Origin of the sequence: Arthrobacter sp. SDTb3-6, assembly GCF_013376095.1 — a bacterium.
Lineage (GTDB): Bacteria > Actinomycetota > Actinomycetes > Actinomycetales > Micrococcaceae > Specibacter.
On record NZ_JAAMFN010000131.1, the window covers coordinates 1 to 790 of the forward strand.

The 790-nt window shown below is 63.7% G+C and carries 1 protein-coding gene; it reads left to right on the forward strand.

Annotated features, from left to right (window positions below; all coding sequences use genetic code 11):
• Window positions 1–151: 151 nt before the first annotated feature.
• Window positions 152–790: UTP--glucose-1-phosphate uridylyltransferase (locus G6035_RS19635; protein WP_176618780.1), on the forward strand; the 639-nt coding region annotated here is incomplete at its 3' end.

The window sequence follows — 790 nt, forward strand, 5'->3', positions numbered from 1 at the left end:
CGCCCACGCCCAACTCGTCAAGCGCGCCGTCGACGGCCTCAAGGCCCACGGCGACCTGGACGTCCTGTAAGGACAGGACAGCCCCCACCACCCGAGGTCATACTGGGTCCTCCCTGAAAGTTGCATGGAAAATGTCAGTTAACATATGTCTATGACTTCATCATCACGTGTACGTAAAGCCGTTATTCCTGCGGCCGGGTTGGGGACCCGTTTTCTCCCGGCGACGAAGGCGATGCCGAAGGAAATGCTGCCCGTGGTGGACAAGCCGGCCATCCAGTACGTGGTGCAGGAGGCCGTCAGTGCCGGGCTGACGGATGTGCTGATGATTACCGGGCGGAACAAGCGGGCCCTGGAGGACCACTTTGACCGGGTCCCGGTCACGGAACAGCTGCTGGAGGCCAAGGGCGACACGGAGAAGCTCACGGCGGTCCAGCATGCCACGGACCTTGGCGAGATCCATTATGTGCGCCAGGGGGACCCGAAGGGCCTGGGGCATGCGGTGCTGCGGGCGAAGACCCATGTGGGGGATGAGCCGTTCGCGGTGCTGCTCGGTGATGACCTCATTGACGAACGTGATGAGCTGTTGACGACGATGATCGAGGTGCAGGCCCGCACGGGCGGGTCGGTGGTGGCATTGATCGAGGTGCCGCCGGAGAAGATCTCCGCCTACGGGTGTGCGGACATGACCGTGGTGGACGGGGAGGCGTATGTGAAGGTCAACCACCTGGTGGAGAAGCCGGCGGTGGCCGATGCGCCCTCGAACCTGGCCGTGATCGGCCGCTACGTGCTG